The sequence below is a fragment of the Streptomyces barkulensis genome (genome assembly GCF_002843305.1).
GTDB classification, from domain to species: Bacteria; Actinomycetota; Actinomycetes; order Streptomycetales; family Streptomycetaceae; genus Streptomyces; species Streptomyces barkulensis.
In genome coordinates this window covers 14,810-35,700 of the sequence record NZ_PGSG01000072.1, presented here as the reverse complement: position 1 = coordinate 35,700, position 20,891 = coordinate 14,810, and the positions used below count along the sequence as shown (strand labels likewise).

The following is a 20,891-nucleotide window of genomic DNA, read 5'->3' as shown; positions in this document are numbered from 1 at the left end:
CGGGCGCCCGCCCCCGCGCCCCTCCCCTGTCGCGTCCGCGCTCTGTGCCCGCGCCTACACCGCGTCGCGCTCGACCGGGCAGCTCATGCAGCGCGGCCCGCCCCGGCCCCGGCCCAGCTCGCTGCCGGGGATCGTGATGACCTCGATGCCCCGCTTGCGCAGGTGCGTGTTGGTGGTGACGTTGCGCTCGTAGGCGATGACCACGCCCGGCTCGACGGCCAGCACGTTGCAGCCGTCGTCCCACTGCTCGCGCTCGGCGGCGTGCACGTCCTGGGTCGCGGTCAGCACCCGGATGCCGTCCAGGCCCAGGGCCGCGGCGATGGCGCGGTGCATGTGCTCGGGCGGGTGGTCGGTGACCTTCAGCTCCGACTCGGCCGCGCCGGGCTCGATGGTGTAGGAGCGGAGCATGCCCAGGCCCGCGTACTGGGTGAAGGTGTCGCCGTCGACCATCGTCATCACCGTGTCCAGGTGCATCAGGGCACGCTTCTTGGGCATGTCCAGGGCCACGATGGTGCGGGCCGAGCCCGCCGCGAACAGGCCCCGGGCCAGCATCTCCACCGCCTGCGGGGTGGTGCGCTCGCTCATCCCGATGAGCACCGCGCCGCCTCCGATGACCAGCACGTCCCCGCCCTCGATGGTGGAGGGGTAGGCGCCCTGGCCCTCGGACCAGACGTGGAAGCCCCTGCCCCCGGGTACGCCAAGGTCCGGGGCTTGGGGGTCCTGGGCGCCGGGCGCGCCGGGGGCGGGGGCGGGGGCGAACAGCGGGTGGTGGTGGTAGATCGCCTCGAAGTGGATCGTCTCGCGCTGCCGGGCCGGCCAGCGCATGGCGTTGATGGACACCCCGTCGTAGATCCAGGCGGAGGTGTCGCGGGTGAACAGGTGGTTGGGCAGCGGGGCGACCAGGAAGTCGTCCAAGTCCATCACATGGAAGCGCACCGAGACCGGCTCGGGGTGCCGCTCCAGGTACTCCCGTTTGGTCATCCCGCCCACCAGCGCCTCGGCCAGCTCCGCCCCGGACATCTCGTCGAAGACGGCCCGCAGGTGGTCGGCGGCCAGCGGCCCGTACTCCTTCTCGTGGAAGGTGCGGTCCAGGACGAAGGCGCGGGCGGCGGGGACCTCCAGCGACTCCGCCAGCAGATCGCCGAACAGGTGGACCTCCACGCCCCGGTCGCGCAGGACGTCGGCGAAGCCGTCGTGCTCCTGGCGAGCCCGCCGCACCCACAGCACGTCGTCGAAGAGCAGGTCGTCCCGGTTGGTCGGGGTGAGCCGTTTCAGTTCCAGGTCGGGGCGGTGCAGGATGACGCGGCGCAGCCGCCCGGTCTCGGAGTCGACGTGGAATCCCATGCCACCATCCTCACCCCGAGCCGGGCGGCTACACCCCGGCACACCGTCCGGCCCCGGGCCGGCGGTCACCGCCGTCGCCGCCGCAGCAGCCGCTCCCACGGCCGGGGCCGGGCCGGGGGGTCCGCCCGTTCGGCGGCCTCGGTCAGGACCCGCACCATCTCCTGGGTCCTGAGCAGGCTCTCCTCGATCCGATCCCTGCGCTCGGTGAGTGCGGCCAGGTCCCGTTCGGCCTCCTCATGCGCCGCCAGGACGATCTCCCCGGCGCGGCGCCGTGCCCGGGCGAGGATCTCCTCGGCCTGCCGCGTCCCCGGTTCGTGGCCGCACCGGTCGCACCGCCAAGCCCCCTCCGGCCGCTGTCCGTCCCCTCCCATGGGCCCTCCTCCCGTCGGCTGCGGCCATCCTGGCAGGCCGGAGCCGCGGTCAGAGTCTGGGGTCGACCGGCTCCGACTCCAGGGCGAGGACGGCGAAGACCGCCTCGTGCACCCGCCACAGCGGCTCGCCCCCCGCCAGCCGGTCCAGCGCCTCCAGGCCGAGGGCGTACTCGCGCAGGGCCAGCGAGCGCTTGTGGCCCAGATGGCGTTCCCGCAGCCGCCGCAGGTTCTCCTCGCGGGCGTACTCCGGACCGTAGACGATCCGCAGGTACTCCCGCCCCCGGCACTTCACGCCCGGCTGGACCAGCCGTCCGTCCGGGCCGCGCACCAGGGCGTCCAGCGGCTTGACGACCATGCCCTCGCCCCCGGCCGCCGTCAGTTCCAGCCACCAGTCGGTGCCCGCCGCGACGGACGCCTCGTCGCCGGTGTCCACCACCAGGCGCCCGGTGCGGCGCAGCAGCCCGGTGCCGTCGGCGCCGGCCAGCCTGTCCAGCCAGGCGAGCTGCTCGACGTGCGGTACGGCGGCCAGGCTGCGGCCGCGGACGGCGAGGATCTGGAAGGGCGCGAGCTCCACGCCGTCGAGCCCGTCCACCGGCCGGCAGTAGCGGCCGTACGCCTCGGTGAACGCCGCCGCGTCCGCCGCGCGCTCCCGCTGCCGCGCCAGCAGCCCGTCCACCTTCGAGCCCCGGGCGGCGGCCGCCTCCAGAGCGGCCAGCGCGCCGGGGAAGGCGGCCTTGGCCGCCGCGCCGACCGCCGCGTACTGCCGGCGCAGCAGCCCGGCCGACTTCAGTGACCAGGGCAGCAGCTCGGCGTCCAGCAGCAGCCAGTCGGTGTCCAGCTCCTCCCACAGCCCGGCGCCGTCGGCGGCGGCGCGCACCCGGGCGAGGACCTCCTCGGTGACGGCCCGGTCGTCGAAGAACGGGCGTCCGGTACGGGTGTGGAGTGCGCCCGTCTCCCCGCCGGTCACACCGAACCGCTCGGCCGCGGTGTCCGCGTCGCGGCAGACCAGGGCGACGGCGCGCGAGCCCATGTGCTTCTCCTCGCACACCACCTTCGCCACGCCCGCCGCCCGGTACTCGGCGAACGCCTCGGCCGGGTGCTCCAGGTAGCCCTCCAGCTTCGAGGTGGCGCAGGGCGCCATCGTCGGCGGGAGGTAGGGCAGCAGGCGCGGGTCGATCGCGAAGCGGCTCATCACCTCCAGCGCGGCGGCGGCGTTCTCCTCGCGCACCGCGACGCGGCCTGCGTGGCGGGTCTCCACCACGCGGCGGCCGTGCACGTCGGCCAGGGCGAGCGGGCGGCCCTCGTGCCCGCCGGGCGCGTCCGCCGTCAGCGGCCTCACCGGCTCGTACCAGACCCGTTCGGCCGGGACGTCCACCAGTTCGCGCTCGGGCCAGCGCAGGGCGGTCAGGGCGCCGCCGAAGACACAGCCGGTGTCCAGGCAGATGGTGTTGTTCAGCCAGGTCGCGCGCGGGGTCGGGGTGTGGCCGTAGACGACGGCGGCCCGGCCCCGGTAGTCCTCGGCCCAGGGGTAGCGCACGGGCAGGCCGAACTCGTCGGTCTCGCCGGTGGTGTCGCCGTACAGGGCGTGGCCGCGGACCCGGCCGGAGGTGCGGCCGTGGTACTTCTCGGGCAGTCCGGCGTGGCAGACGACCAGCGCGCCGCCGTCGAGGACGTAGTGGCTGACGAGCGAGCCGATGAACTCCCCCACCCGCGCGGGGAATCCCGGGTCGGCGGCGGTCTCCTTCTCCATCTGCTCGATCGTCTCGGCGAGTCCGTGGGTGTGCCGGACGTTGCGTCCTCTCAGGTGCCGGCCGAGCTTGTTCTCGTGGTTGCCGGGGACGCACAGCGCGTGCCCGGCGGTGACCATGCCCATGACCAGGCGCAGCACTCCGGGGCTGTCCGGGCCGCGGTCGACGAGGTCGCCGACGAAGACGGCGGTGCGCCCATCGGGGTGGCTCGCGTCCACCGCGCGGCCGGCCGCGTCGCGCTCGACCGCGTAGCCGAGTCTGCCCAGGAGGGCCTCCAGTTCGGCGCGGCAGCCGTGGACGTCGCCGACGATGTCGAACGGGCCGGTCAGGTGCCGCAGGTCGTTGTAGCGCCGCTCCAGCTCGATCCGGGCGGCGGCCACCTCCTCCACCCCGCGCAGGACGTGCACCTTGCGGAAGCCCTCGCGCTCCAGGGAGCGCAGGGAGCGGCGCAGTTCGCGCCGCTGGCGCGGGATGACGTGGGCGGGCATGTCCGCGCGGTCCGGTCGGGCGGCGTTGCGCTCGGCGCAGACGCGCTCCGGCACGTCCAGGACGATCGCCACGGGCAGCACGTCGTGCTCGCGGGCCAGCCTCACGAGCTGCCGCCGGGCCTCGGTCTGCACGTTGGTGGCGTCCACCACCGTCAGGCGCCCGGCGGCCAGCCGCTTGCCGGTGATGTAGTGCAGCACGTCGAAGGCGTCGGAACTGGCGCTCTGGTCGTTCTCGTCGTCGGCGACCAGGCCGCGGCAGAAGTCGGAGGAGACGACCTGGGTGGGTGCGAAGTGGGTGCGGGCGAAGGTGGACTTGCCCGCGCCGGTGGTGCCGACCAGCACCACCAGGGACAGGTCGGGCACGGCGAGGGCCGTCGTACGGGCCGGGGCGGAGTCGGCCGTACCGGCCGGGGCGGGCGCCGGGGCGGGCGCCGGGGTGCAGTCCGTCATGCGACTTCCTCCTTCACATCGGCCGGGGCCTCGGCGGCCAGGCGGAACAGGGCGAGCTGGGTGGGCGGTCCGACCTCAGGGTCGTCCTCGCCGACGGGCCGGAGCTCCACGGTGTAGCCGTGCCGTTCGGCCACGCCCACGGCCCAGGTGCGGAACTCCTCACGGGTCCACTCGAAGCGGTGGTCGTGGTGGCGCACCCGGCCCGCGGGCAGGGTCTCCCAGCGCACGTTGTACTCGGCGTTGGGCGTGGTGACCACGACCGTCCCCGGCCGGGCCGCGCCGAAGACGGCGTACTCGGCCGCGGGCAGACGCGGCGGGTCGATGTGCTCGATCACCTCGCTGAGCACGGCCGCGTCGTAGCCGGACAGCCGGGGGTCGGTGTACGTCAGCGAGCCCTGGGCGAGGGTGACGCGGGCGGCCTGCCGCTCGGGCATCCGCTCCAGGCGCAGTCTGCGCCGTGCCTCGTGCAGGGCGCGCATCGACACGTCCACGCCCGCGATCTCGGTGAAGCGGGTGTCCTTCAGCAGCGCCTGCACCAGCTGGCCCTGTCCGCAGCCCAGGTCCAGGACGCGGGAGGCGCCGCTCTCGCGCAGGGCGGCCAGGAGCGCCTCGCGGCGCAGGACGGCCAGCGGGGCGGGACGCTCGTCGGTGTCGGCGCCCTCGTCCACGGCGTCGTCCAGTTCCTCGGCCTCGCTGCCGTCGGCCTCGGCCAGGCGGGCGAGCTCCAGGCGCTCCAGGGCCTCGCGGGTGAGGCGACGGCGGCGGGTGAGGTAGCGGCCGGCGATGAGCTCCTGCTCGGGGTGGTGCTCCAGCCAGCCCTCCCCGGCGCGCAGCAGCTTGTCCACCTCGTCGGGGGCGACCCAGTAGTGCTTGGCGTCGTCCAGCACCGGCAGCAGGACGTACAGGTGGCGCAGTGCGTCGGCGAGCCGTACCTCGCCCTCCAGCACCAGCGACACATACCGGGAGTCGCCCCACTCGGGGAAGCGGGCGTCCAGCGGCACCGGCTGGGCACCCACCGTCCAGCCCAGCGGCTGAAAGAGGCGGCGGACCAGCTCGGGGCCGCCGCGGGCGGGCAGCGCCGGCACCTCGATCCGCAGGTGCCTTCTCCGCTCGGGCAGTTCGGGCCGGGCCCGGCACTGGCCCTTGAGCGCGCTGGAGAACACCGCGCCCAGCGCCACGGCCAGCAGCGAGGAGGCCGCGTACGGGCGGTCGTTGACGTACTGCGCCAGGGCCGAGTCCGGTGCGCCGCCGCGCCCCTTGCCCCGGCCGCGGCGGACCAGGGCGACGGGGTCGACCTCCAGCAGCAGCGCCGCGGTGCAGCGCTCGGGCCCCGCCTCGGGGTAGAAGACGTGCGCGGTGCCGTGGGAGGTGGAGAACTCCTGCGCCCGGTCGGGGTGTTTGTGCAGCAGGAACCCGAGGTCGGTGGCGGGCCGTTCGGCGCTGCCGGTGGTGGTCATCGTCAGGAACACCTGAGCGAGTATGACCCCTTCAGGTGGTCCACCCCACCGGTTTTCCACCGGCACGGGGCGCTGGTACGACTATCCTCCCGGCCCCGGTCCCGGCCCCGGTTCTGCCCCCAGCCCCGTCTCCCGCCCCGTCTCCCGCCCCGCACCCGCTGCGAGTTCCGCCGCCAGGGCGGCGATCTCCGCCGGGCCCACCCGGCAGCAGCCGCCGACCAGCCGGGCGCCCTCGCGCACCCACGCGCGGGCGGCGGCCGGGTCGAAGGCGGCCTCGCCCGTCCAGGCGCCGCGCGCCGCGTCCCAGCCCTCGCCGCTGTTGGGGTAGACGACCACCGGCTTGCCCGTGGTCCGCGCCGCCAGGCGTACGGCGGGCGCGGTGTCGCGCGGATCGCAGCAGTTGACGCCGACCGCGATCACCTGGTCGTTGCCGGCGGCGACGGCGAAGGCGTCCGCCAGCGGCTGCCCGGCCCGGGTGCGCGGCCCGGCGACGGTGTACGACAGCCACACCGGCACCCCGCAGCCGGCCGCCGCGCGCAGCAGGGCCTCGGCCTCGTCGGCGTCCGGCACCGTCTCCAGGGCCAGGGCGTCCGGGGCGGCCGCCGCCAGCGCCTCGATCCGGGGCCGGTGGAAGCGCTCCAGCTCGGCGACCGTCAGGCCGTAACGGCCGCGGTACTCGCCGCCGTCGGCGAGCACCGCGCCGTACGGGCCGACCGAGGCGGCCACCCACACCGGCCAGCCGGCCGCGCCCGCCGCGGCGCGGGCCAGGGCCACGCTGCGGCGCAGCAGGGCGTCGGTCTCCGCACGGCCCAGCCCGCGCCGGGCGAAGCCGGGGTGGGAGGCCTGGTAGCTGCCGGTGATGAGCACCCTCGCCCCCGCCCGCACATAGGCGGTGTGGGCCGCCTCCACCTGGGCGGGGTCGTCGGCGAGCAGCCGGGCCGACCACAGCTCGTCGGACAGGTCGCAGCCCTGTGCCTGGAGCTGGTTGGACAGCCCGCCGTCGAGGACGAGGGGGCCGCGCGCCAGGGCGTCCGCGAGCGGAAGCGCGGGCGTGGACGCGGGACCGGGCGGCGGCGCGGGCGGTGGGCTCATGCCGGGCTCACCCCAGCCGGCTCTGCACCTGGGAGGAGATCAGCTCCAGGTGGTCCAGGTCGTGCAGGTCCAGGATCTGCAGGTAGATCCGGGAGGAGCCCGCCTCCGCGTAGCGGCCGATCTTGTCGACCACCTCGGCCGGGGAGCCGGCCAGCCCGTTCTCCTTCAGCTCGTCCACCTCGCGGCCGATGGCCGCCGCGCGCCGTGCCACCTCGGCGTCGTTCCGGCCCACGCAGGCGACCAGGGCGTTGGAGTAGACCAGGTCGTCCGCGGCGCGGCCGTGCTCCTCGGCGGCGGCCCGCACCCGGCCGAACTGCCGCTCGCTGTCCTCGACGGAGACGAAGGGGACGTTGAACTCGTCGGCGAAGCGCGCGGCCAGCGCCGGGGTGCGCTTGGCTCCCATGCCCCCGATGAGGACGGGCACCCTGTCCTGTGCGGGCTTGGGCAGCGCGGGCGAATCGGTGAGCTGGTAGTGGGCACCGTCGTAGGAGAACGTCTTGCCCGGCTCGGTGGCCCACAGCCCGGTGACGATCTCCAGCTGCTCCTGGAGCCGGGAGAACTTCTGCCGGGGGAACGGGATGCCGTACGCGGTGTGCTCGGCCTCGAACCAACCGGCCCCCAGACCGAGTTCGACCCGCCCGCCCGACATGGCGTCGACCTGCGCCACCTGGATGGCCAGGACGCCCGGCAGCCGGAAGGTGGCCGCGGTCATCAGGGTGCCCAGCCGGATGCGCCTGGTCTCACGGGCGAGGCCCGCCAGGGTGATCCAGGCGTCCGTCGGGCCGGGGAGCCCGTCGACGTCACCCATCTTCAGGTAGTGGTCGGAGCGGAAGAAGGCGTCGAAGCCCAGGTCCTCGGTGGCCTTGGCGACCGTGAGGAGGGTTTCGTAGGAGGCGCCCTGCTGAGGTTCGGTGAAGATGCGCAGATCCATGCCCTCCATCCTGCACCTTCGTTACGCCTCCTCCCTCACCGGCGGGCCGTCACCGCACACCGGCGCGGCGCCCTCGCACACCGGCGGGGCCCCGGCCTCGCCCGCCGGCGGAGCCCGGTGGAAGGGCCGGGGCCTGAGGGCGAGCCGTCTGAGGATCGCCGTCACCCTGTCACCGCACTCGTCGGCCGCGTCGATGCCCTCGATGCACCTCCAGTAGAGCCCTTCCTCCTCCGCATCGACCGCCACCAGCACCAGCGCGCCCCCGGCCTCGCCCAGCAGGCCGCCCAGTTCGTGCAGGGCCGAGAGGGGGTCGCTCATCTCCGTCAGGCGGGCGGCGCGCGCCCCGTCGGACCGCTGCCCGGGGCCGCGCAGCGAACCGCAGGCGCGTCCGCTCGCCTCCCGCAACCCCCCGGCCTGGGCCCGCACCTCGGGCGGGCCCGCCGTGGCCAGGTGGACTCCTACCGCTTCCGCGAGCGCCTGCGCCTGCCACGCCTCGGTAACGACGTCAGCCGCTTCCTCACTGTGTGCGAGCGCCCGCCGCGTGATCTCAATGAGTGATACCGCATCCATCCACCTTTTCCCTCCGCAACCATTCGCTACCCAGCGTGATACCCATGACCGCGCTTGGCTAGGGGGTTCGGGAAAACTGTGGAAAAACTCGACACTGTGGAGAACGCCATCACTCCGAAGAGTGACGATTGGCCTTTCCCCGAGCAGCGTCGAGGCCGTCCGTCTCATCGACTCCCCCACCAACCCTTCCGCCACTCTCCGTGACGGGGAAGCGTCTTTCGTTCCGCTCGATCTTCGCCTCCAGCGCGGCCGGCGCGTCGATCCCCAGCACCTCGCAGAACTGCAGCAGGTAGGCGAGGACGTCGGCGACCTCGTCCGCGACCCGTCCCGCCGTGCCCGGGTCATCCATCACCCGCGCCGACTCCTCGGGGGTGAGCCACTGGAAGATCTCGGCCAGTTCGGCGGCCTCCACACTCAGCGCCATCACCAGATTCTTCGGCGTGTGGTATGGCCCCCAGCGGCGTGCCGCCGCGAACTCGGCCAGCCTGCACTGGAGTTCGCCCACCTTCCCCTCGGGCCGTCCGTACGGCACCGGGTGGTGCCCCCTCCCCCGGCCGTCCTCGGCGCCCCCACCGTCGCCGCCGTCCCCGCCGCCTGCGTGCATCCGTCCGTCGTTCACGCTCCAGGTCTACCAGCCGGGCCGCGGACGCCTCCCCCACCGCCTCGCCGGCGACCCGGCGACCCGGCGGGGCGGCGGGGCGGCGGGGCGGCGGGGCGGCGGGGCGGCGGACCTACGGGGCGTCGGTGCCGACGGGCCTGGCGCTCAGCACGTACGTGCCGGTGCGGTCGGCGACGGCGAGGTGGAACGGCGCTCCCCGTGCCAGCAGTTCGCAGGCGGCCCGCTGCCGCTCCTCGTCCTCGTGCCACCAGCGCAGTTCCGCGGGCGCGTCGGCCGCCCCGGCGGGCCCGTCCGGCAGGGGGACGAGCGCACCGCCCGGCGCCCAGCGGGCCGTTCGCGGGTCGGGGTCGAGCCCGTCGGCGATCCGGCGGGCCTGTCCGCGCAGCCAGCCCAGCACCCGGCGGCGGTCGGCCGCCTCGCAGGCGCCGAGCTGCACGGCGACCGTGCCGCCGTGCACCGCTCCCACGGCGACGACCTCGGCCCGGTAGACCGGGAGCCGGGCGCCTCCCCCGTCTCCCCCGCATCCGGTGTGGCCCCGGCGGCCCGAACGGCCCGCCGTCCGTGCGAAGTCGCGTACGACCAGGCGCGCGCCGCGCCAGGAGAAGTTCCCCGCGGCCCCGGCGAGGCGGCCGGTGCGGGCAGATGGTCCGAAAACGTCGATCACGCCCTCCACGGTGGCTGCCGCCACCGTGGAGGGACAAGCGATCACGCACGTCCAGGGAGGTGGTGTACGCGCCCGCGGGCGGTGCTGTACGCGCTGTCCGCCGCGGCGGCGCCGGGATGCCGTGCGAGGCGGCCGGTCAGCGCCACTCCCCCAGGCGGTCCTCCCAGTCGAGCGGCCCCTCGGAGCACAACAACACCAGCGTGTCCGCCACCATTTCCCGCCCCGCTCGTCCGTCGCCGCTCGGGTCCGGGCTCGGGTCCGGCTGCATGTCCGAGTCCGGTCTCGGGGCCGGGGTCGGGGCTGGTCTCGGGGCCGGGGCCGGACCGGGCTCCGAGTTCGAGTCCGGGCCGGGTTCCGGCCCCAGCGTCGCCTTCCCCTCGCACAGCGCCCTCCACCGCGCGCTCCCGCCGTAGAGGTCGCCGTCGGCGGTGGGGGCCGGCTCGGGCGGAGGGACGTACCGGGTGCTGTGGTTGAGGATCTCCGTCGCCGTGTATCCGGCCCCGCCCACCACGAGCGCCGCCGTCACCGCGTACGCCCTCGCCCGCCGCCCCACTCCGCGCTCCCGTCCGGCCGCCCCTGCCTCCGGCCACCGTACAAGCCGCGCTGGGCGAAAGGACATTGAGGCGAGGGCGGGCACCTGCGGCCCGGCTCGGCCGCTATCCGACGTCCGCCCTGATCGACTCTCCGAAGAGGCCGTCGGTGAAGGTGACCGTCTTCGGCTCGATCTTCCCCTTGACGGTGACGGTGCCGGTGACCTTCTCGCCCCCGGCCAGTTCTACCGTGTCGATCTGGCGCTCGTCCGCGGCGAGTTCGACGTCGTACTTGGAGCCGTCCGCGGCTGTGACCTCGAAGTACAGCGGGTTGACGCCGACCTCCTCCGCGCCGTTGTTGACGACCGTGACCAGCACGGAGGTGTGATCCTCGCCGTCGGCGAGGATGGTGGGCCGGAAGTCGGTGGCCTCCGCCGTGACCTGGATCGGCGCGTGGGCCTCCTCCTCGGGCTCCTCCCGCGGCTTCTCCTGGTCCTTCTCCTTCTTCTCCTCGCCGCCGGGCTCCTTCGGCGCCGCCGACGCGGCGGGCTTCTCCGCGCCCTCGTCACCCTCGTCACCGCCCGCGCCGAGAGCCGCGCCGATGACGCCGATCACGACGAAGAAGGCGATGACGCCGAGGCAGCCGAAGCCGATGATCCTCCCCGCGCCGGGCTTCTTCCGCGGCGCGGGCGGCATCGGCTGCTGCGGCTGCTGCGGCTGACCGGGCCCCCACTGCTGGTACTGCGGGCCGGGATTGTGCTGGGTCATCGGAGGACCCCCTCTTCCTGTCTGTGCTTCTGCCTCCGGACCTCAGAGACACGGCGCTCGGCCGGGGCCGGACCCCGGTACACCCCACCCGGCCGGTTCGGCCGACAGCAACGGGCGTGCGCTTCACGAAGGAGCATAGAACAAGGAAACTAAGTTCACAACAACAGAGACGTCATGCAGCGTCAACCAAAGGGACGCATGCCCGTTGTGCGCACGTGCGGCCGCATGCCGGGCCCCTCCCCTCGCACGGCCCGCCCGCCGAGGATGGGAGACGGGTCCTCGGAAACACTGGGGGAATGCGCACCGAACCTGATGTGGGATCCGACCGTGAGCCGCTCGCCCGTCTGCTCGGCGCCGCCGAGGCGGCCGTCGACGCCGGGGTCGGGTGGCTCGCGGAGGCGGGGGACGAGTGGTCGAAACGGAGGTTCAAGGCGTCGGGCGAGGAGGTCACGGACGCCGACGCCGAGGTGGAGCGGCGCATCACGCGGGTGCTGCGGGAGCACGCGCCCGGCATCCCGGTCGTCGGCGAGGAGACCGACCGGGAGGAGGGGGATTCGGTACCGTCCCGCTGCTGGCTGCTGGATCCGATCGACGGCACGATGAACTTCACCCGCGGCGCCCCGCTGTACGCCGTCTCCCTGGGGCTGGTGGACGGCGGTGAGCCCGCGCTGGGCGTGCTCCACGCCCCCGCCCTGAACCGCCGCTGGAGCACGGGCCCCGACACGGAAGAGGCCCCGGGCGCGGAAGAGGCGGGGGAAGGCGCCCGGGAGGTGTCCCGGGCGGTGGTCGGCGTCACGGGCGCCGGGGGCGTCGACTCCCCGTCCGGGAGACTGCTGGCCGCACTGCTGGACAAGGCCTACCGGGTACGGATGCAGGGCTGCATGAGCCTGGACCTGATCGGCGTGGCCGAGGGCTGGCTGGACGCCTGTGTGTGCGTCGGCGCCAAGCCGTGGGACGTGGCCGCCGGAGTGGCGCTGCTGCGCCGCCGCGGATGGACGGTGCTGGACGGCGACGGGCGGCCGTACGCCTTCGGCGCCCCGGTCCTGGTGGCGGGGAACGGGCCGCTGGCGCGGGGGCTGGCCGCCCTGTGCCGGGCCCGGATCCGGTAGCCGGGTACGGGCCCGGTGACAGTGCGATACGGATGCGGGCGTTCCCATGGCGGAGCACCCGGCGAGCCCCTACCGTACGCGCATGCGCCACCCCGCTGAGCTGTACTACGCGCCCAGTCTGCCGTCCGACGAGGTACGGGCACTGCTCCGCCGCGACCAACTCCTCCTGCGGACCTGCCAGGCCGCGCTGGGCCGCGTCGGCGGGGACGTCCTGGGGCTGTCGGTGGAGCCGCGCCCCGGCGAGGTCGTCATCCACGCGGCGGTCTCCCGGGAGACGCCCGAGGCCGCGCAGAACCTGCAGGAGATCGTCTCCGAACTGAAGATGCTCCTGATGGGGAGTCCCGAGGGCCGGTCCGACATCACGACCGAGGTCCACATCGGCTCGCCCTGCCCCGCGGTCTGGCCCGGTTACGGCCATGCGCTGGTCTACGTGGCCAAGTGGAACGACCTGGACAAGGGGGACGAGGGGGACGAGGGGGGCGAGGGGGACGAGGGGGACGAGGAGGCGGAGAGGACAGGGAAGGGGTAGACGCCGGCCCGGCCCCCACGTCCTGCCCGCCGCGCCCTGCCCGCCACGTCCTGCCCCGCTTCCCCGTGCCCGGCCCGCGCCCGGCACGGACCCACCGGCGGGCGGGGCCGCTCTCCCTCACGCGGGGGCGCGGCTCCGGCTCCCCGCACGTGGGCACCGGCGTGTACTCCTGTGGGCGAACACGCCGCACGTCCTACGCTGAGGGCGTTCTCTCGGGGGAGGAAAACGATCTTGTACAGCATCGTCGTGGTACCCGCCGGGCACACCGGCTCCCGTGACCACATCCGTCTCACACCCGGCGAATCCATGGGCTTCGGGCGTACGGCGCCCGGGGGGCCGAGCGACGGGCGCCACCTGGTGATCCCGCACGAAGGGGTGTCCCGGACGGCCGGCGAGGTCACGGCGACAGGTGCCCACTGGGCACTGACCAATCTGAGCCGCTCGCTGACGTACGTGGTCGACAACCCGGAGGGCGCGGGAGAGCACATCAAGATCGCGCCGGGCCGGGTGCAGGCGCCGATCCCCTTCGAGTTCTCGCGCGTGGTGCTGCCTGCCGGGAACGAGTTGCTGAGCTTCGACGTCTGGGCCCCGCGCCACGACTATCTGGCCGGTCACGACGGCACGGGAGGCGACGGGGCGCCCACCGCGCCCGCCTTCCCGCTGGACCGCGGCAAGCGCTACTTCCTCGTCCTGGCCGCCCTGTGCGCGCCCCGGCTGCGCGGCGAACCGCACGCCCCGCTGCCCACCGTCGACCAGATCGTCGACCGGCTGCGCGCGAGCTGTCCCACCGCGTCCCGGACCTCGGTGCAGTGGAACATCGACTACCTCGCCGTCAAGCTGCGCCTGAAACCGGCACCCCACACGGCACCGGACGGCGGTCCCCGGCTCAACAACAAGAAGGAGAGCCTGGTCTCGCTCGCCCTGCGCTTCGACCTCGTGCGGGAGGACGATCTGGCGTTACTGGACGGGGGAGCCCGGTGAGCGGCCGGGACCGGCACCTCCTCTCCGTACCGGAGGGCTACCGGGTGGGCGTCTGGGAGGTGCGCGCACCGATCGCCTCCGGGGCGTTCGGCAGCGTGTACACCGCCCGCCGCACGGGCCCTTCCACCGATCTGCCCTCCGAAGCGGCCCTGAAGTTCCTCCCCACCGGCACCCGTACGCCGCGCCAGTTACGCCATCTCCGGGAGCTCGCCGAACGCGAGGTGGACCTGCTGAGCCGCCTGCGGCACCCGCGGCTGATCCGGATGTACGAGGCGCTGACGGTGGACGACCCGGAGCATCCGGAACTCGACGGGGCCACCGTCCTCGTACTGGAGCGCGCGGAGAAATCGCTGGGCGTCCTGCTCGAACACACCCCGCCCGGGTGTCCGCTGCCCGGCGGACCCGCGCTGCTGGCCGAGATCTGCGCAGGACTGGAGCAGCTGCACCGGGCCGGATGGGTGCACGGCGACCTCAAACCGGGCAACGTGCTGCTGATGCCCGACGGCTCCGTACGGCTGGGCGACTTCAACCTCGCGGCCGAACTGGAGGGCACGCACGCCTACTCCCCCGCCTTCGCCACCCCCGACTTCGCCCCGCCGGAACTCCTCTGGTCCGAGATCGGCGAACGCGGGATGCAGATCCGCACCACCGCCGACATCTGGGCCTTCGGTGTCCTCGCCCACCTCGTCCTCACCGGCGCCCATCCGCTGCCCGGCAGCGTCCCGTCCGCCCGCAGGGACGCGGTGGTGGGCTACGCCCGCGGCACGGAGGAACTCCGCCTCTCCCCGGAACTGCCGGAGCGATGGCGGGAGATCATCACCGACTGCCTGGCCCGCACCCACCAGGACCGTGCCGCGCACGACGCGGCGTCCCTGCTGCGGCGTGTGGGGGAGGCGGCCGGCACCACCGGGACCACGAGGCCGCCGCGGCGTCCGGTGTTCCGGCGGCGCTCCCGGGCCCGCGTCCCGCTGGCCGTGACCGCGGCGGTGGCCGCGCTGGCCGGTCTCGGCTTCGGCGTGCACACGCTGACGAACGACGGCGAAGCGGCCGGCCCGGGGTCCCGGACAGGTGCGGCGCACGACCGCCCGGGCACCGGAGGCGGTGAGACGGCCGTCGCCCGGCCGTCCGCCACACCCACCGGATACGACCGGTGCCTTCCCGGCTCCGTGTGCTTCTTCACCGAGAAGGGCGGCAAGGGTGACATGTGCGCCTGGGAGGGCGACGACACCAACTGGCCGCGGGGAGAGATCCGCTGCAGCTGGGCGGGGCGCGAGCACGCCCGGTCCGTCTTCAACAACGGTCACGACACCAGCACGGGTGAGACGTTCGTGCACGTCGTCTACTACGCGGAGGCCGGGCTGAGGAGCCGCCGGGGCTGCGTCGAGGTCGGCACGAGGGAGGACTTTCCCGCGCCGGTCCTGCTCCTGTCCCACGTCTGGGCCGACACCTGCTGACACGCCCGCCCCGCCGTTCACCCCCTCCCGCACGCCCGTCCCCGCCCGTCCCCGCCCGTCCCCGGCCGTCCTCGGATGTACGAGGTACCCCCGGGCCCCGGCGCGGGCCATGGTGTGAGGGCGCCACCGGAAGGGCGGCGCACCATCAGGGGGGTGACACGGGATGAAGCGTGCGTACGCTGCCGCGTGCGCGGTCGTCACGGCGGTTGTCTCGGTCGGCGCGGCCGGCTGCACGCAGGACACCGGCGTGACCGCGACCACCGCCGCCACCGGGCCGGAGGAGCGGCTTCGGAGGCTGAACCACCGCGAGGAACTCCTGCTGTCGGACGCCGAGCACCTGCTGATCAAGCGCTGCATGGCACGTCTCGGCTTCCCCTACTACAGGAGCGGAGGGCTGACGCCGGAGGAACAGCGCCCGGTGGGCTATGTGCAGGACGACGTCGGCTGGGCCCGCAAGCACGGGTACGGCAGCCGCATTCTGGAGAAGGGCAACCGGGCCCGGCTGGACAATCCCAACGCCGCCTACCGGAAGACCTTGTCCGCAAAGCGGAGCAGGGCCTACGCCAGAGCCCTGAACGGCGGCAAGGAGGCGAAGGTGCTCTCCGCCGAGGTGCCGGGGGGCGGCACGATCCGCAAGCGGGTGGGAGGCTGCTCGGGAGAGGCCGAGGAACAGCTGTACGGCGATCTCGGGACCTGGTTCACGGCCGACAAGGTGGCCGACAACCTCCAGGGCCTCTACGTGGGGGACGTACTGGCCGACAAGAGGTTCACCACGGTGGTCGGGAAGTGGTCACGGTGCATGAAGCGTGCCGGGCATCACTACGCCGACCCGGGCGAGGCCCGGGAAGCGGTGCGGCAGCAGGCCGGAGAAATACCGCGTGACGAGGCGTTCGAGGCGGAACGGAAGATCGCCGCGGCGGATGCCACGTGTGCCCGGGAGACCTCGCTCAGGGCCGTCGCCGAGGAGCGCGAGGCCCACTACATCGACAAGCTGCGCGGCGAGTACGGCACCGCCCTGGACACCGCCGGGCGGATCCAGCGGGACGCGCTCGCCCGCGCCAGGAAGATCGTCGGCGCTCGGTCCCGACCGGTTCCGTGAACCGCCGGCTTCCACCGGCTTCCGCGGCGGTCCCGCCGTGGATCAGCATGCCTCGCCAGAGGCGGACACAGGAGGATGAACATGCGTAGAACGGGTGCTGCGATCGCCGCTGTGGGGCTGGCGATGCTCGGCGTCTCAGCCGGCGCGACCACGGCCCACGCGGGTCCGGTCTGCAACGACAAGTGGCCCGGCGAGAACAACCGGGACGGCATGGTGCGTGCCTGGCAGCTCAAGGACTGCTCCGGCATCTACCTCGGCGGAACCCAGTCCTGGGACTCGGACTGGGGCAACAGCTCCGGCCCCTTCCAGGGATCGGACGACAACCGGGCGACGTCCGTGATGAACAGCGGCTACAGAGGCAGCAACGACATCGTCGCCTTCTACCGGCTGGCCGGCTACGGGGGCGGCTACACCTGCCTCTCGCCGGGTGAGCTCTACGCGGACGACCTGAGCGACAACCGGTTCTCCACCGGAAAGATCGTGGACAACCGGATCTCGTCCCACCGCTGGGTGAACAGCTGCTCCCGCTTCCTCACCTGAGCCCGGCCGGCCGCGCGGTCCACCGGTCCCGTACCGGCGGACCGCGCGGCGGTGCTTCCTCGTGCGGCCCCGCCGGAGGGCGGCCAAAGCGGACGCTCAGTGCGCGGCCGGGGCCGGGCCGACCAGCTTCTCCAGCACGTCCTCCATGGTGACGAAGCCCAGCGGCTCGCCGCGGTCTCCGGTGACGGCGGCCAGGTGGGTGCCGCCGGCGCGCATGGTGGTGAGGACGTCGTCCAGCGGGGTGTCGGCTCCGACGCGTACGACGGCGCGCAGCGCCTCGGGCGGGAAGGGCCGGTCGCGGTGCACGACGCCGATGGCGTCCTTGACGTGCAGATATCCCAGTACCGCACCGCCCGGGCCGGTGACCGGCAGGCGGGAGAAGCCGACCGTGGTGGCGGTGCGCTCCAGCTGGTCGGGGGTGACGGTGTGGCCGACGGTGTGCATCTCGGCCAGGGGCACCAGCACCTCGGACGCCGGGCGGCTGCCCAGCTCCAGGGCCTCGCGCAGCCGCTCGTGACCGCCCGGTTCGATCAGTCCGGCCTCGCTGGCCTCCCGCGCCATGCGGGTGAGTTCGGCGTCGGTGAAGATCGATGCGACCTCGCCCTTGGGCTCGACCCTGAGCAGGCGCAGCAGGGCGTTGGCGAAGGCGTTGATGCCGAAGATCACCGGCCGCAGGGCCCTGGTGAGGGCGACCAGCGGCGGTCCGAGCAGCAGTGCGGCGGGCACGGGGGCGGCCAGGGCGATGTTCTTGGGCACCATCTCGCCGATGAGCATGTGCAGATAGGTCGCCAGGGCCAGTGCGATGACGAAGGCGATCGGGTGGACCAGGGCGCCGGGGACGCCGACGGCCTCGAAAGGCGGCTCCAGCAGGTGGGCGATCGCCGGTTCGGCGACCGCGCCCAGCACCAGGGAGGAGGCGGTGATGCCCAGCTGGGCGGTGGCCATCATCGCCGACAGGTGCTCCAGGCCCCACAGGGTGGTGCGGGCGCGCCTGACGCCCTTCTCGGCGTGCGGCTCGATCTGGCTGCGGCGCACCGAGATCAGGGCGAACTCGGCGCCGACGAAGAAGGCGTTCACCAGGATCATCAGGGCGCCGAGGGTCAGTTGCAGGGCGGTCATCGGGCGTCCTCCCGGTGGGCGCGGCCGGCCGCCCCGGCGGAGACGGTCTCCTCGGGGGCGGTGATCCGTATGCGGTCGGCGCGGTGGTGCTCGACGCCGAGGACGCGCAGCTCCCAGCCGTCGACCTCGACGGTGTCGCCGGATGCGGGAATGCGCTCCAGACGGGCGGCGATCAGGCCGGCGGCGGTCTCGTAGGGACCCTCGGGGGCGGCCAGCCCGATCGCGGCCAGCTCGTCCAGTCGGGCGCCGCCGTCGGCCTCCCAGCGCGCCCGCCCGTCGGGGGCGGGGGCGGTGGGGCGCAGGTCGGGCTCCTCCAGTGGGTCGTGCTCGTCGCGGACCTCGCCGACGACCTCCTCGACGATGTCCTCCACGGAGGCGACTCCGGCGGTGCCGCCGTACTCGTCGATGACGACGGCGATGGTGCGGCGGGCCCGCAGGCGCTCCAGCAGCCGGTCCACCGGCAGGGTCTCGGGGACCAGCAGCGGTTCGCCGAGCAGATCGGTGACGGGGGTGGCGGAGCGCCGACCGGCCGGGAGGGCCAGCACGTCGCGGATGTGGACGGTGCCGATCACCTCGTCCAGGGTGTCGCGGTAGACGGGGAAGACCGACAGGCCGGTGGCCAGGGTGAGGTTCTCGGCGTCGGCGGCGGTGGCGTGCGCCTCCAGGGCGCGGACGTCCACACGCGGCGTCATCACGTTCTCCGCGCTCAGCTCGCTCAGGTGGAGGGTGCGGACGAACAGCTCGGCGGAGTCCTCCTCGATCGCGCCCTCCCTGGCGGAGCGGCGGGCCAGGGAGACCAGTTCGTCCGGGCTGCGGGCGGAGTCCAGCTCCTCGGTGGGCTCCAGGCCGAAGCGGCGCACGAAGCTGTTCGCGGTGCCGTTCAGATGGCGGATGAAGGGCCCGAAGACGGTGGTGAAGCCGCGCTGCGGGCCGGCGACGACGCGGGCGACCGCCAGCGGGCTGGAGATGGCCCAGTTCTTGGGCACCAGCTCGCCGACCACCATCAACACCACCGTGGAGACGGCCACGCCCAGCACGGTGGCCACCGTGGAGGCGGCGGAGCCCAGTCCGGCGTCGCGCAGCGGTCCGCGCAGCAGCGCGGCCAGGGACGGCTCGGCGAGCATGCCGATGACCAGCGAGGTGACGGTGATGCCCAGCTGGGCGCCGGAGAGCTGGAGGGTGAGCTGCCGGACGGCCCTGAGCGCGCCTTCGGCGCCGCGCTCCCCCTGGCGGGCGGCGCGTTCCAGCTCGCCGCGCTCGACGGTGGTCAGGGAGAACTCGGCGGCCACGAAGACCCCGCAGGCCAGAACGAGGGCCAGGGCCGCCAGCAGGAGCAGGACTTCGATCACCGTGCCACCCCCGCTCCCGGGGTCGTCGCGGAGCGGCCGCGGATGGCACGGCTGGTACTGGGAGGTTCGCCCATGGCGGGTGTGCTGCTCCTTCTGTGTCGGTTCGGGTCCGGGTACCTCGGGTCGGGCCGAGGCCTCCCGATGAAGTGTAAAGGATTGGCAAAGTGACACCGCGGGGCCGGAGCCCGCCCATCCCTCGACGCCGACCCCGCCCCGGCACCGAGGTCCCGGGCGCCCTGGAGTGCGCCCCGCCCCCTCGGGGCACCCCCGCGGCAGCGTGACACCCTCCTGATTCTACGATTCTGTAGAAACATCGGAAGCGAGGACGCGGGACGGGGCCGAGCCCCTACGATTTCCGTCCGACCGCGTCGGCGCGGCCCGGCCCCTTCCCGACACCCGGAGTGTTCATGCCCCTGTGGAACCGCCTCGCGGAGTCCGCCCGGACGGCGCGGGGCCGGCTGGCGGCGAAGAGGAACACGCTGACGGGCGGCGCTTTCCGTGACGCGAGCATGGCGATGTGCGCGCTGGTCGCCGCGGCGGACGGGACGATCGACCCGGCCGAACGCCGCCGCGTCGCCCAGCTGATCGAGCACGACGAGGTACTGAGGAGCTTCCCCGCCGGCGAACTGCGCGGCCGCTTCGAGGGCTGGCTGGACCGGCTCACCACCGACTTCGACCTCAATCGGGCCGAGGCCCTGCGCGAGGTCGCCAAAGCCGCGCGCAGGCCCTCCGAGGCCCGCGCCGTCGTCCGTATCGGCATAGCCGTCGGCGGGGCCGACGGCTATTTCGACGCGGCCGAGCTGGTGGTGGTCCGCGAGGTCTGCCACCTGCTCGACCTGCCGCTCCACGAGTTCGGGCTCTGAGCGGCCCGCCTCACCCCCGGGGCGGGCCCGGCGCCGGGCCCGCCCCGGTCACCGGGAGCGGAGGCGCGATCCCGTCGCCCGGTGCGGGGAGGCCGCGGCGGGACGGGGCTCCGGCGACCAGGGCGGGAGCTGATGGGGCCACCGCACATAGGTGAACGGCGACGCGCCCGACCGGGGGACGACCACGCCGACGGGCCACACCCGCAGCATGTAACTCCCGGTGTGGTCGGTGGCGGTGAGCCGGAACGACAGCCCCTCGGCGAGCCGTTCGGCCGCGGCCTCCTGCGACTCCTCGTCCGCGCACCACCGCCGCAGCTCGGCGGGCACGTCGGCGCTCCGTCCGGGCCGGTCCGGCACACGGCCGAGCGTGCCCCGCGCCGCCCAGCGGGCCGTCACCGGGTCGGGGTCGAGCCCGTCGGCGATCCGGCGGGCCTGCCCGCGCAGCCACCGCAGTGCGAGACCGCCGCTGGGGCCGGTGTACCTGCCCAGCAGTACGGCGACGGGGACACCGTCCACCGGCCCCTCGGCGGTGACGTCGGCCCGGTAGGCGCGCACACGCCCGTCCCACCGGCCCGGACGGAGCACGGCCCGCGCCGGACCGGGCACGGCCGGGCGCGCACCGGGCCACGGCAGATGCCGCACGGACCCGGCGGGGCGGCCGGAGCGGACGGGGGGAGTCGCGGGTTCGTTCGTCACGCCCCCACGGTGACCCCGATAGCTCAGCGTGACAAGTGATTACGCAGAGCGAATGCGGTTGTTGTGTGCGGCGGGAGGTGGCGCGGCGCGCGGCGCGCGCCGTCGCGCCGCGACTCCGCC

21 protein-coding genes are annotated in these 20,891 nt (G+C 74.2%); 7 read left to right on the top strand and 14 right to left on the bottom strand.

Annotated features, from left to right (window positions below):
• Positions 1 to 54: 54 nt before the first annotated feature.
• The 11 genes from CUT83_RS13950 to CUT83_RS13900 all read right to left on the bottom strand — a co-directional run bounded on the left by CUT83_RS13950 (position 55) and on the right by CUT83_RS13900 (position 11,032).
• Positions 55 to 1,344: an arginine deiminase gene (locus CUT83_RS13950; protein ID WP_101256162.1), complete on the bottom strand. Its 1,290-nt coding sequence runs from the start codon at positions 1,342 to 1,344 to the stop codon at positions 55 to 57.
• Positions 1,345 to 1,409: 65 nt separating this feature from the next.
• Entirely contained in the window at positions 1,410 to 1,715 is a 306-nt protein-coding gene (locus CUT83_RS13945; protein WP_101256161.1) for a hypothetical protein, read from the bottom strand.
• A gap of 49 nt (positions 1,716 to 1,764) precedes the next feature.
• A complete protein-coding gene (locus CUT83_RS13940; protein ID WP_101256160.1) occupies positions 1,765 to 4,401 on the bottom strand; it encodes a polynucleotide kinase-phosphatase in 2,637 nt (878 codons plus the stop codon).
• On the bottom strand, positions 4,398 to 5,870 hold the full coding sequence (locus tag CUT83_RS13935) for a 3' terminal RNA ribose 2'-O-methyltransferase Hen1 (protein WP_101256159.1): 1,473 nt from the start codon (positions 5,868 to 5,870) through the stop codon (positions 4,398 to 4,400). Before CUT83_RS13935 ends, CUT83_RS13940 begins: the two co-directional genes overlap by 4 nt.
• A 69-nt stretch (positions 5,871 to 5,939) precedes the next feature.
• Positions 5,940 to 6,950, bottom strand: coding sequence for a homocysteine S-methyltransferase (gene mmuM / locus CUT83_RS13930; RefSeq protein WP_101256158.1), 1,011 nt, complete (start codon positions 6,948 to 6,950; stop codon positions 5,940 to 5,942).
• Between the two features lie 7 nt (positions 6,951 to 6,957).
• Positions 6,958 to 7,881: an LLM class F420-dependent oxidoreductase gene (locus tag CUT83_RS13925; RefSeq protein ID WP_101256193.1), complete on the bottom strand. Its 924-nt coding sequence runs from the start codon at positions 7,879 to 7,881 to the stop codon at positions 6,958 to 6,960.
• A 21-nt stretch (positions 7,882 to 7,902) separates the two neighbouring features.
• Complete coding sequence (locus tag CUT83_RS13920) at positions 7,903 to 8,451, bottom strand: DUF6099 family protein (RefSeq protein ID WP_240957659.1); 549 nt, start codon at positions 8,449 to 8,451, stop codon at positions 7,903 to 7,905.
• A 109-nt stretch (positions 8,452 to 8,560) separates the two neighbouring features.
• Positions 8,561 to 8,956 carry a nucleotide pyrophosphohydrolase gene (locus CUT83_RS13915; RefSeq protein WP_241524795.1) on the bottom strand — a complete coding sequence of 132 codons (396 nt, stop codon included), beginning with the start codon at positions 8,954 to 8,956 and terminating at the stop codon, positions 8,561 to 8,563.
• A gap of 226 nt (positions 8,957 to 9,182) precedes the next feature.
• On the bottom strand, positions 9,183 to 9,734 hold the full coding sequence (locus tag CUT83_RS13910) for a hypothetical protein (RefSeq protein ID WP_143688552.1): 552 nt from the start codon (positions 9,732 to 9,734) through the stop codon (positions 9,183 to 9,185).
• A 136-nt stretch (positions 9,735 to 9,870) separates the two neighbouring features.
• Entirely contained in the window at positions 9,871 to 10,260 is a 390-nt protein-coding gene (locus tag CUT83_RS30545; RefSeq protein ID WP_206606926.1) for a hypothetical protein, read from the bottom strand.
• A 130-nt stretch (positions 10,261 to 10,390) separates the two neighbouring features.
• Positions 10,391 to 11,032 carry a DUF4352 domain-containing protein gene (locus CUT83_RS13900; RefSeq protein WP_101256154.1) on the bottom strand — a complete coding sequence of 214 codons (642 nt, stop codon included), beginning with the start codon at positions 11,030 to 11,032 and terminating at the stop codon, positions 10,391 to 10,393.
• A 296-nt stretch (positions 11,033 to 11,328) separates the two neighbouring features.
• Here CUT83_RS13900 and CUT83_RS13895 point away from each other — a divergent pair, with 296 nt between their 5' ends.
• The 6 genes from CUT83_RS13895 to CUT83_RS13870 all read left to right on the top strand — a co-directional run bounded on the left by CUT83_RS13895 (position 11,329) and on the right by CUT83_RS13870 (position 16,744).
• Positions 11,329 to 12,141: an inositol monophosphatase family protein gene (locus tag CUT83_RS13895; RefSeq protein ID WP_101256153.1), complete on the top strand. Its 813-nt coding sequence runs from the start codon at positions 11,329 to 11,331 to the stop codon at positions 12,139 to 12,141.
• Positions 12,142 to 12,223: 82 nt separating this feature from the next.
• On the top strand, positions 12,224 to 12,670 hold the full coding sequence (locus CUT83_RS13890; RefSeq protein WP_143688551.1) for a hypothetical protein: 447 nt from the start codon (positions 12,224 to 12,226) through the stop codon (positions 12,668 to 12,670).
• A gap of 231 nt (positions 12,671 to 12,901) precedes the next feature.
• Positions 12,902 to 13,651, top strand: coding sequence for a hypothetical protein (locus CUT83_RS30975; protein WP_101256151.1), 750 nt, complete (start codon positions 12,902 to 12,904; stop codon positions 13,649 to 13,651).
• Positions 13,648 to 15,105, top strand: coding sequence for a serine/threonine-protein kinase (locus CUT83_RS13880; protein WP_101256150.1), 1,458 nt, complete (start codon positions 13,648 to 13,650; stop codon positions 15,103 to 15,105). Before CUT83_RS30975 ends, CUT83_RS13880 begins: the two co-directional genes overlap by 4 nt.
• 247 nt (positions 15,106 to 15,352) lie before the next feature.
• Entirely contained in the window at positions 15,353 to 16,204 is an 852-nt protein-coding gene (locus tag CUT83_RS13875; protein ID WP_240957660.1) for a hypothetical protein, read from the top strand.
• A gap of 81 nt (positions 16,205 to 16,285) precedes the next feature.
• The gene (locus CUT83_RS13870) at positions 16,286 to 16,744 is read left to right on the top strand and encodes a hypothetical protein (protein ID WP_101256148.1); all 459 of its coding nucleotides are present in this window, start codon (positions 16,286 to 16,288) and stop codon (positions 16,742 to 16,744) included.
• A 96-nt stretch (positions 16,745 to 16,840) separates the two neighbouring features.
• Here the strand turns inward: CUT83_RS13870 and CUT83_RS13865 are convergent, their stop codons facing one another.
• Both CUT83_RS13865 and CUT83_RS13860 read right to left on the bottom strand, forming a co-directional pair.
• On the bottom strand, positions 16,841 to 17,863 hold the full coding sequence (locus CUT83_RS13865; RefSeq protein WP_101256147.1) for a hemolysin family protein: 1,023 nt from the start codon (positions 17,861 to 17,863) through the stop codon (positions 16,841 to 16,843).
• Positions 17,860 to 19,212 (bottom strand): hemolysin family protein, encoded by a 1,353-nt coding sequence (locus CUT83_RS13860; protein ID WP_101256146.1) that lies wholly within the window; start codon positions 19,210 to 19,212, stop codon positions 17,860 to 17,862. Before CUT83_RS13860 ends, CUT83_RS13865 begins: the two co-directional genes overlap by 4 nt.
• A 407-nt stretch (positions 19,213 to 19,619) precedes the next feature.
• Between CUT83_RS13860 and CUT83_RS13855 the strand changes: the two genes are divergently transcribed.
• On the top strand, positions 19,620 to 20,075 hold the full coding sequence (locus CUT83_RS13855) for a tellurite resistance TerB family protein (RefSeq protein WP_101256145.1): 456 nt from the start codon (positions 19,620 to 19,622) through the stop codon (positions 20,073 to 20,075).
• Positions 20,076 to 20,123: 48 nt separating this feature from the next.
• On the opposite strand, the gene CUT83_RS13850 is transcribed toward CUT83_RS13855, so the two are convergent.
• A complete protein-coding gene (locus tag CUT83_RS13850) occupies positions 20,124 to 20,771 on the bottom strand; it encodes a hypothetical protein (protein ID WP_101256144.1) in 648 nt (215 codons plus the stop codon).
• Between the last annotated feature and the right edge of the window lie 120 nt (positions 20,772 to 20,891).